The organism is Allobosea sp. LC85 (genome assembly GCF_000735605.1).
Classification (GTDB): domain Bacteria; phylum Pseudomonadota; class Alphaproteobacteria; order Rhizobiales; family Beijerinckiaceae; genus Allobosea.
The window spans coordinates 250751-260125 of record NZ_JPKG01000017.1 but is presented as its reverse complement, the minus strand read 5'-3'; the positions used below and the strand labels follow the sequence as shown (position 1 = coordinate 260125).

The window sequence follows — 9375 nt, the reverse complement described above, 5'->3', positions numbered from 1 at the left end:
CCCATCGAAATCAGCCCGAAGCGGAATAGCCATGGCGAACCTCCCTCGTTCGCCATGTTGAATCAGGCCGGGGCTGATTTGAGAAGCCGGCCCGAGTCACGATCTCCGGGACTCGGTATTAGATCATCGGATCGGATATCGTATCCGGTCCGATGATCTAACCTTTTTGTGTTTGCATCGGCTTTGTCCCGAAAACCGCAATCCACTTTTCGGGCAGATGCTTTATCTCAGGGCGAGCTGGGCGCATGACCACCAGCATGATGCCGGCCTGAGCGCCTCGATTGCCGATCTCATCGGCTCGGGGCCTCGCGATCGCGGGCGCCAGCCCCGCCGGCGCAGCCATGCTCGGCGCAGGCCTCGAATGTCGACCTTGCCGGCGCCAGCAGCCGCTGCGCCCAGATCAGGGGGGCGGTTTCTGGGGCGCGGCGAACGGGCCGGGAGGACGGCCGCTGCGGGGGCTCGAAGGCGTTCTGCGGCTCACATGCCTTCGGCGACCTGGAGAGAGCCGCCGCGCGCGCTTCTGGCAACCATCGCGACGATCGTCTCGAAGAGCTCGTCCTGAGCCTGCGCGGCCGTGATGTCTCCGGTCGCGGCGGCAGATGACAGGGCCTCGGCTGAGCCGAGCAGCGCCCAGAGGCCGGCTGGAGCAATCGCACCCGAGCCGACGAATGGCGCGAGCGCGGCTCGGCACTTCTCCATGAAGATCGCTTCGTAGTCGCGCTTGAGCTTTGCGAGCTCGGGCGCGCCGGCAAGCGCTGCGATTACGCCGGGGATCTCACGGCCCTGGAGGAGCACGCAGTCGACATAGGACGAGGCGATGACCGCGGCCCTGCCCGCCAGGGTCGGCTCGCTCGCCTCGATCGCGGCATCCATGAGCGCTGTCTGGCGCGCATCGAATTCCTGGTAGAGCGCTGCCAGCAGCCCGCTGCGTGTGCCGAAATGGTCGTAGACGACGGGTTTTGTCACCCCCGACCGCTCGGCCAGTCGCCCGAGCGTCAGTGCCTCCGTTCCCTCCTCCCGGATCAGCCGCCACGCAACATCCAGAAGCTGCCGATAGCGGTCTTCCCTCGCCAGGCGGCGACGCGGCGGCAGGGCTGGCGGTTGAATTTTCGGTCCGGCGCTTGACATGATTATATACCAAAGGTAACTTACTAAAAGTATATATCGTTTGAAATTCCCCCGCAATCTCACAGCCGGAGGTCTCGAAATGCACGCGCTCATTGTCGTCGCCCATCCTGATCGCAAGTCGCTCAGCCATGGTGTCGCCGCGCATCTCGGGGAGGGGGTGTCCCTGTCCGGGCCGGGCAATTCCTTCGAATTCGCGGATCTCGCGGCTGAGGGCTTTGATCCACGCTTCACTGAGGCCGATCTCGCCGTCCATCGCCGCGAGGCGCTGCCGCCGGCCGACATTGCCGCCGAGCAGGCGCGGATCGATCGCGCCGATGCCCTCGTCCTGGTCTATCCCGTCTACTGGTGGTCGATGCCGGGGCTTCTCAAGGGCTGGATCGATCGCGTCTTCGCCAATGACTGGGCCTACGACGAAGGCCCGAATACACCGATGGCGAAGAAGCTCGGCCATCTCCCGGTCCATCTTGTCGCAATCGGTGGCGCCAGCCTGCGGACCTATGCCCGACACGGCTATTTCGGCGCGATGAAGACGCAGATCGACCACGGAATCTTCGACTATTGCGGCGCCCCTGTCGTGACGTCCGAGCTTCTGCTCGGTTCCGGGAGGGATGATCCGGCTGCACATCTGGAAGCGGCGCGCGCCATCGGCCGCACTCTCTTCAAGACCGTCCGGCCTTCCGCGGCGCAAGCGGCTGCATGACGGCGTAGCAGGCGGCTGCCTGGCGCCGATATTCGCGATTCGAGGGCCGCTTGCGCCGTTTTCTCGCGGCGAAAGCCGGCGAGGGAGTTGGTACGCGCCTACAAGCTCGCCGCGGCCCGTGCGGCCTGGTCGTACTGGCCCGAGAGCGAGCGCATGGTCGCGGCGATGTCCGAGAGGCGTGCCGGATCCATGCCGAGCGCCAGCACGGATTTGACCAGGAGCTGCTCGCGGATCTGGGCGTAACGCCGGCAGGCGTCCTCGCCTGTCGGGGTGATCGCGACGGTCTTTTCCTTGCCCTTGCGGCCGCTCTTGATCAGCTTCAGCCGTTCGAGCTTCTTGAGCGCGTAGTTCACCACATAGGTGTCCTCGATATTGAGCACGAGGCAGATATCGGCAAGGCGCTTCGGCTTGCCGCGATGGTTGACGTTGTGCAGCACCAGCACATCCACCGGGGTGAGATCCGGAATGCCGGCCGAGGTCATGGCGCGGAGCATCCAGCGCTGGAAGGCGTGCACCGTCATGCTGAGTGCGAACTCGAATTCGGAGAGCGCCGGCATCGCGCCCGAGGCAAGGTGGCCTGACGAGACGATCGGACCGAGCAGCGCGTCAGCAAGCTCAGCCTGTGGTTTCGTGGGCGGGGGAGCTGATGTGGACATCGTCTCTGGCGCTCTCTTGCAAGGCAGCCGTGGCGGCGCCGGACGTGCGAACGGCCGCGCGAAGCGGCCGTTCGTGAGGGATCGGGCCGGTCAGGCTTACATCTTCCTGTAGGTGTCGATCACGGCCTGGCCGTCGGCGCCGGCCTTCTTCAGCCAGTCGGCGGTCAGGGTCTCGCCGGCCTTCTTGAAGCCAGCCGAAAGCTCCTTGCTCGGCGCCTGCACCTTCATGCCCTTGGCCTTGAGTTGGTCGAGATACCAGCTGGTCTTGGCTTCCCAGGCTTTCCAGCCCCGCTCCTCGGCGGCCGTCGCCGCCTTGAGAATGGCGTCCTGGGTCGACTTGTCGAGCGCGTCAAAGGCCGCCTTGTTGACGAAGGTGGCGTCCTTCGGGATCCAGGCCTGCACGTCATAGAAATGGGTCAGGGATTCCCAGACCTTGGAATCGTAGCCGGTGCCGCCGGACGACATGAAGGAATTGACCACGCCGGTGGCGAGGGCCTGCGGCAGTTCGGCCGCCTGGATGGTCACCGCCTGCATGCCGAGCAGCTCGCCGAGGCGCGCGGTGCCGACATTGTAGGAGCGCCATTTCAGACCCTTCATGTCCTCGATCGTGTTGAGCTCCTTCTTGGCGTAGACGCCCTGCGGCGCCCAGGGGACCATGAAGAGCAACTTGATGCCCTGGCTCGCGAGCTTCTTCTCGATCGCCGGCTTCGACGCGGCATAAAGCTTCTTCGAATCAGGGAAGCTGGTCGCCAGGAACGGAACCACGTCGATGCCGAAGATCGGATCCTCGTTCTCGTGCAGAGACATCAGCACCTCGCCCATCTGGGCCTGGCCGGTCTGCACGGCGCGCTTGATCTCGGGCGCCTTGAACAGCGCGGCATTGGCGTGGACCGTGATCGAGAGCTTGCCGCCGGTCGCTGCCTCAACATCCCTTGCGAAGGCGACGAGGTTTTCCGTGTGCGGGTTGTCTGCCGGGTAGGCGTTAGGGAGGTTCCATTTGGCCTGTGCCGAGACCGCTGTCGCGCCGAGCGCCAGAGCGCCGGCCGCGACGCCGACCGCGAGAAAGCCCCTAATGAAGTCGCTGCGTTTCATGATGGTGTCTCCGTTCCCTTGTTGTTGACGCTGCATCATCCTGGAAAGGCCAGTTGCGGCAGGATCATCACGATTTGCGGGAAGATCGTAATGATCGCGACCGCTGCGACCAGTAGAAAAAAGAAGGGTAAGGCGGCGAGCGCCACCGTATTGGAATCCTTGCCCGACATGGTCTGGAGCACGAAGAGGTTGAAGCCGACGGGCGGCGAAACCTCGGCCATCTCGACGATCAGCACCAGGAAGATGCCGAACCAGACGAGATCGAAGCCCGCCTGCTTGATCATCGGCAGGACGATCGCGGTGGTCAGCACGATCATCGAGATGCCGTCGAGCGCCGCGCCGAGGATAATGTACATCACCGTCAGCGCCGCGATCAGCGCATAGGGCGAGAGATGAAGGCTGTCTACCCAGGCGGCGAGTGCCGCCGGGATGCCGGTATAGGCCATCGAGGTCGACATGAAGGAGGCGCCGGCCAGGATCAGCATGATCATGCAGGTGATGCGTGTGGTGCCCATGACGCTGGTCCAGAAAGCCTCCCTCGTCAGCGAGCCCGACCACCAGGCGACTCCGAAGGAGCCGAGAACGCCCCACGCGGCACATTCGGTCGCGGTCGCCCAGCCCATCACCAGCGAGAGGAAGACCAGGGCGATCAGCAGCATGCAGGGGATCAGATTGGCCGATTCCCTGAGCTTCTCGCGGAAGGGCATGCTGGGCTCCGGCGGCGGGGCCTTGTCCGGATGCAGCATGTGCCAGACGATGATGTAGCCGGAGTAGAGCGCCATCACGAGCATACCCGGCAGGAAGCCGGCGAGGAAAACCTGGATGATCGAGACATTGGCCGCGACCGCATAGACCACCATGGTGATCGAGGGCGGGATCAGGATGCCGAGCGTGCCGGCGCCGGCGAGTGAGCCGAGGCTGACCGTCTCGTCATAGCCGCGCTTCTTCAGCTCCGGCAGCGCGATCTTGGCGACCGTGGCGCAGGTCGCAGCCGAGGAGCCGGAGACCGAACCGAAGATGCCGCAGGCCAGCACATTGACATGCATCAGCCGGCCGGGGAGCCAGTTGAGCCAGGGTGCGAGGCCGCGGAACATCTCTTCCGAGAGTTTCGTGCGATAGAGGATCTCGCCCATCCAGATGAAGAGCGGCAAGGCGGCAAGCGTCCAGGAGGCGCTGTTGCCCCAGATCGTCGTCGCCAGCACCGAGCCGGCAGGGATGCCGCCGCCGACGAATTGCATCGCGACCCAGCCGCAGGCCATCAGCGAGATGGCGATCCAGACGCCGCCGGCGAGGAAGACGGCCAGCAGCACGAGCAGCAGGGCGGAAATCTCGATCATCGACATGGCTCTCAGACCCCGCTCTGCATGGCGCGCTCGATGACTTCCTCGTCGCTTTGCGGGGGCGGCTTCTCGTAGCGGGGCTCGTTGCCGCGCAGGACGACGTGAACGAACTCGTCGACGAAAGCGATGAAGAGGATGACCAATCCGCCGGAGAAGCCGAGTTGCGGAATCCAGAGCGGCATCGGCACGACGCCGCCGGCAATGTCGTTGAACTCATAGGATTGCCAGGTCATCACCGCTGCGTGCCAGGCGAAGAAGCCGGTGAAACCGAGGCCAAGCACCAGCGAGAAGACCTCGAAGGCCCAGCGGGTGCGCCCCTTGAAATGATCGATCAGCAAGCCGACCCTGATCATCTCGCCAGATTTGAAGGTGTGGGCGAGACCGAGAAAGGCCAGCGCCGCCATGCTCCAGGAGGCGAAATCATCGCCGGCCGGGATATTGAAGCCGATCTCGCGCCCGATGGAGAGCCCCATCATCAGGACGAAGATGACGACCAGGAAAAAGCCCGCCGCATAACCTGCAAACAGATAGAGCTTGTCGAGGAATGTGCGGATCATCGGGCGCCCCACATCACAGGGGTGGGCCGCGGCCGGGTCGCCGCGTGGGGCCGCCGGTACATGCCGGTCCCGATTGCCAGGGTCGATCCTGTCATCGCATCCTCCCTGACCGGTCCGGCCCCTCAGCCATGTTCCCGGTCACAATCGCGATCGTAGCCACCGAATACGCCTTGTCAATATTTCATCGACGATTTATCGATGAATTATCGAAACGAATTCACGCCATCCTGGGAGGGTGTCATGACGGCGAGCCATTGGGACTTCTGGATCGACCGCGGCGGGACCTTCACCGACGTGATCGGCCGTGATCCAGCAGGCAAGCTTCACGCCAGGAAACTCCTCTCCGAGAATCCGGGTGCCTATCGCGATGCAGCCGTCCAGGGCATCCGCGACCATCTCGGCCTCAAGGCCGGCGAGCTCATCCCTGCCGGGCGCATCGGCGAGGTACGCATGGGCACCACGGTCGCGACCAACGCCCTGCTCGAGCGCAAGGGCGACCGCACCCTGCTCGTCACGACGAAGGGCTTCCGCGATGCGCTGCGCATCGGCTACCAGGCGCGGCCCGACATCTTCGCCAAGGAGATCATCAAGCCCGAGCAGCTCTACGAGGCGGTGATCGAGATCGCGGAACGCGTGCTGGCCGATGGCGTGGTCGAGCAGGCTCCGGACGAGGCCGCGATCCGCACAGCCCTGCGAGCGCACTACGATGCCGGTTTCCGGGCCGTGGCGATCGCCTTCATGCACGCCTATCGCTTTCCGCAGCATGAGCAGGTCGCGGCGCGCATCGCCCGGGAGATCGGCTTCCCGCAGGTGTCGGTCAGCCACGAGGTCTCGCCGCTGATCAAGCTCGTCGGGCGTGGCGATACCGCCGTGGTCGATGCCTATCTCTCGCCGATCCTCGGGCGCTATGTCGCTCAGGTTTCCGAAGAACTCGACATTGGGCGCACCGGCGCGCGGCTGATGTTCATGATGTCGTCCGGTGGACTCACTGCGGCCGAGCTGTTCCAGGGCAAGGATGCGATTCTGTCCGGCCCCGCCGGGGGCGTCGTCGGCCTTGCCGAGACCGGGCGTTCGGCCGGTTTCGACAAGGTGATCGGCTTCGACATGGGCGGCACCTCCACCGACGTTGCGCATTTCGACGGCGAGTATGAGCGCGCCTTCGAGACCGAGGTCGCCGGCGTGCGGATGCGCGCGCCGATGATGCTGATCCATACCGTTGCAGCCGGTGGCGGCTCGATCCTGCATTTCGACGGCGCGCGCTTCCGCGTAGGTCCAGATTCTGCTGGCGCCAATCCAGGACCGACCGCCTATCGGCGCGGCGGCCCGCTCGCGGTCACCGATGCGAACGTCATGGTCGGCAAGCTGATCCCGGCCTATTTTCCGGCGATTTTTGGCGAGCAGCATAACCAGCCGCTGGATGTGGATGCGGTGCGCGCCAAATTCGCGAAGCTTGCGGCCGAGGTCGGCGATGGCCGCAGCGCTGAAGAGGTCGCCGACGGCTTCATCCAGATTGCCGTCGCCAACATGGCCGAGGCGATCAAGAAGATCTCGGTGCAGCGCGGCTATGACATTACCCGCTATGCATTGAACTCCTTCGGCGGGGCGGGCGGGCAGCATGCCTGCCTCGTTGCCGATGCGCTCGGCATCAAGACCGTGCTGCTGCACCCGTTCTCCGGCCTGCTCTCGGCCTATGGCATGGGGCTCGCCGAAATCCGCTCGACGCGGACGGCCGCACTCGATGTGCCGCTCGATGCCGAGGTCAAGGCCGCGATTGGCAAGGTTGCCGAGCGGCTGGGCGCCGAGACGCGCGCCGAACTGATCGGGCAGGGTGTGCCGGATGGCGAGATCGCCATCCATATCCGAGCCCATATCCGCTACGCTGGCACCGATACGGCGATTGCTATTGCGTCCGGCAGCCGCGCCGAGATGCAGGAAGCCTTCCAGGTCGCGCACAAGGCGCGCTTCGGCTTCATGGACGAGACCAAGGCGCTGGTCGTCGAGGCCGTCGAGGTCGAGGCCGTTGGTGGCGGCGCCAGATTCGAGGAGGCGGCGGCTGGCGAGCAGGTCGGCGAACCGGCGGTCGCCGAGTGCACGCGCCTGTTCTCGAAGGGGCAGTGGCACGAGGCCGCGATCGTGCGGCGCGAGGCGATGGCTCCGGGGCAGAGCGTGGCGGGACCTGCCATCATCATCGAACCGAACCAGACCGTCGTCGTCGAGGATGGCTGGAGCGCGAAGCTGACGGCCAAGGACCATCTCGTCCTGCATCGCAGCAAGGCCCTGGTGCAGAATGCCGCGATCGGCACCAAGGCCGATCCCGTCATGCTCGAGATCTTCAACAACCTGTTCATGTCGATCGCCGAACAGATGGGCGTGACGCTGCAGAACACCGCCTATTCCGTGAACATCAAGGAGCGGCTCGACTTCTCCTGCGCCGTGTTCGACTCGACCGCGAGTCTCGTCGCCAACGCGCCGCATATGCCGGTGCATCTCGGCTCGATGGACAAGTCGGTCGAGACGGTGATCAGGAACAACCCCGTCATCCGGCCGGGCGACGTCTACTGTCTCAATGCGCCCTATAATGGCGGCACGCATCTGCCCGACATCACGGTCTGCACCCCGGTCTTCGATGCCGAGGACAGCAACATCCTGTTCTGGGTGGCGAGCCGTGGCCACCATGCCGATGTCGGTGGCGTGGCGCCCGGCTCGATGTCGCCGTTGGCGACGCATATCGAGGAAGAGGGCGTCTATATCGACAATTTCAAGATCGTCGATCAGGGCCGATTCTGCGAGGAGGAGCTGGTCAAGCTGCTGACCGGCGCGCGCTATCCCGTCCGCAACGTCGTGCAGAACGTCAACGACCTCAAGGCGCAGATCGCCGCCAATGAGAAGGGCGTGGCGGAGCTGAAGAAGATGATCCGCGCCTTCGGCCTCGACGTGGTCCAGGCCTATATGGGCCATGTCCAGGACAATGCGGCGGAGAGCGTCGCACGGCTGCTCGCCAAGCTGCATGACTGCCAATTCACCTACCCGATGGACCAGGGCTGCGCGATCAAGGTGAAGATCACGATCGATCGTTCGAGGCGCGAGGCGACCGTCGATTTCACCGGAACCTCGCCACAGCGCGAGGACAACTTCAACGCTCCCGCGCCCGTGACCCGTGCGGCGGTGCTCTATGTCTTCCGCGTCATGGTCGATGACGCGATCCCGATGAATGCTGGCTGCCTGCGCCCGATCAGGATCGTCGTGCCGGAAGGCTCGATGCTGGCGCCGCATTACCCGGCCGCCGTCGTCGCCGGCAATGTCGAGGTCAGCCAGGCCGTCACCAATACGCTGTTCGGCGCGCTCGAGGCGATGTCGGCCTCGCAGGGGACGATGAACAATCTGACCTTCGGCAACGATCAGTATCAGTACTACGAGACGATCTGCTCCGGCTCGCCGGCGGGACCGGGCTTCAACGGAACCTCCGGCGTGCATGTCCACATGACCAATTCGCGCCTGACCGATCCTGAGATCCTGGAGACGCGTTTCCCCGTCGTGCTCGAGGATTTCCACATTTGCCCCGGCTCCGGAGGCAAGGGAGAGTGGAATGCCGGCGACGGCACCAGCCGGACCATCCGCTTCCGCGAGCGGATGGACTGCGCCATCCTCGCCTCGCATCGCCGCGTGCGGCCCTTCGGCGTCAAGGGCGGCGAGGCCGGGCAGCTCGGCAGGACGATCGTCCGCCGGCTTTCCGGTGTCGTCGAGGAATTGAAGCCGAGCGACCAGACGCTGCTCGAGGCGGGCGAGGCTGTGACCGTGATCACGCCGACCGCGGGCGGCTATGGAAAGCCCCAGGATCGGGAGCGCTGAGGCCTCGACCCGAAAAGTGGATTGCGGTTTTCGGGAAAGCCGATGCAAAGACA

The 9375-nt window shown here is 64.7% G+C and carries 7 protein-coding genes; 2 read left to right on the top strand and 5 right to left on the bottom strand.

Annotated elements, in window-relative coordinates:
* Positions 1-477 precede the first annotated feature (477 nt).
* The gene (locus FG93_RS08415) at positions 478-1128 is read right to left on the bottom strand and encodes a TetR/AcrR family transcriptional regulator (protein ID WP_043233585.1); all 651 of its coding nucleotides are present in this window, start codon (positions 1126-1128) and stop codon (positions 478-480) included.
* Positions 1129-1207: 79 nt separating this feature from the next.
* Here FG93_RS08415 and FG93_RS08410 point away from each other — a divergent pair, with 79 nt between their 5' ends.
* Positions 1208-1828 (top strand): NAD(P)H-dependent oxidoreductase, encoded by a 621-nt coding sequence (locus FG93_RS08410; protein ID WP_043233583.1) that lies wholly within the window; start codon positions 1208-1210, stop codon positions 1826-1828.
* A gap of 98 nt (positions 1829-1926) precedes the next feature.
* Here FG93_RS08410 and FG93_RS08405 read toward each other — a convergent pair whose 3' ends face one another.
* The 4 genes from FG93_RS08405 to FG93_RS08390 form a co-directional block, all read right to left on the bottom strand.
* Positions 1927-2484: a winged helix DNA-binding protein gene (locus FG93_RS08405; protein ID WP_081881385.1), complete on the bottom strand. Its 558-nt coding sequence runs from the start codon at positions 2482-2484 to the stop codon at positions 1927-1929.
* Positions 2485-2580: 96 nt separating this feature from the next.
* Positions 2581-3576 (bottom strand): TRAP transporter substrate-binding protein, encoded by a 996-nt coding sequence (locus FG93_RS08400; protein WP_043233580.1) that lies wholly within the window; start codon positions 3574-3576, stop codon positions 2581-2583.
* A gap of 35 nt (positions 3577-3611) precedes the next feature.
* Positions 3612-4919: a TRAP transporter large permease gene (locus FG93_RS08395; RefSeq protein ID WP_043233578.1), complete on the bottom strand. Its 1308-nt coding sequence runs from the start codon at positions 4917-4919 to the stop codon at positions 3612-3614.
* Positions 4920-4924: 5 nt separating this feature from the next.
* Complete coding sequence (locus tag FG93_RS08390) at positions 4925-5473, bottom strand: TRAP transporter small permease (protein ID WP_043233577.1); 549 nt, start codon at positions 5471-5473, stop codon at positions 4925-4927.
* Between the two features lie 240 nt (positions 5474-5713).
* On the opposite strand from FG93_RS08390, the gene FG93_RS08385 reads away from it, so the two are divergent.
* Positions 5714-9322 (top strand): hydantoinase B/oxoprolinase family protein, encoded by a 3609-nt coding sequence (locus FG93_RS08385; RefSeq protein ID WP_043233671.1) that lies wholly within the window; start codon positions 5714-5716, stop codon positions 9320-9322.
* Positions 9323-9375: the final 53 nt, after the last annotated feature.

Coding starts and splice junctions, on each gene's coding strand:
- FG93_RS08410 (WP_043233583.1), top strand. CDS start 1,208: ATGCACGCGCTCATTGTCGTCGCCCATCCTGATCGCAAGTCGCTCAGC.
- FG93_RS08395 (WP_043233578.1), bottom strand. CDS start 4,919: ATGTCGATGATCGAGATTTCCGCCCTGCTGCTCGTGCTGCTGGCCGTC.
- FG93_RS08390 (WP_043233577.1), bottom strand. CDS start 5,473: ATGATCCGCACATTCCTCGACAAGCTCTATCTGTTTGCAGGTTATGCG.
- FG93_RS08405 (WP_081881385.1), bottom strand. CDS start 2,484: ATGTCCACATCAGCTCCCCCGCCCACGAAACCACAGGCTGAGCTTGCT.
- FG93_RS08385 (WP_043233671.1), top strand. CDS start 5,714: ATGACGGCGAGCCATTGGGACTTCTGGATCGACCGCGGCGGGACCTTC.
- FG93_RS08400 (WP_043233580.1), bottom strand. CDS start 3,576: ATGAAACGCAGCGACTTCATTAGGGGCTTTCTCGCGGTCGGCGTCGCG.
- FG93_RS08415 (WP_043233585.1), bottom strand. CDS start 1,128: ATGTCAAGCGCCGGACCGAAAATTCAACCGCCAGCCCTGCCGCCGCGT.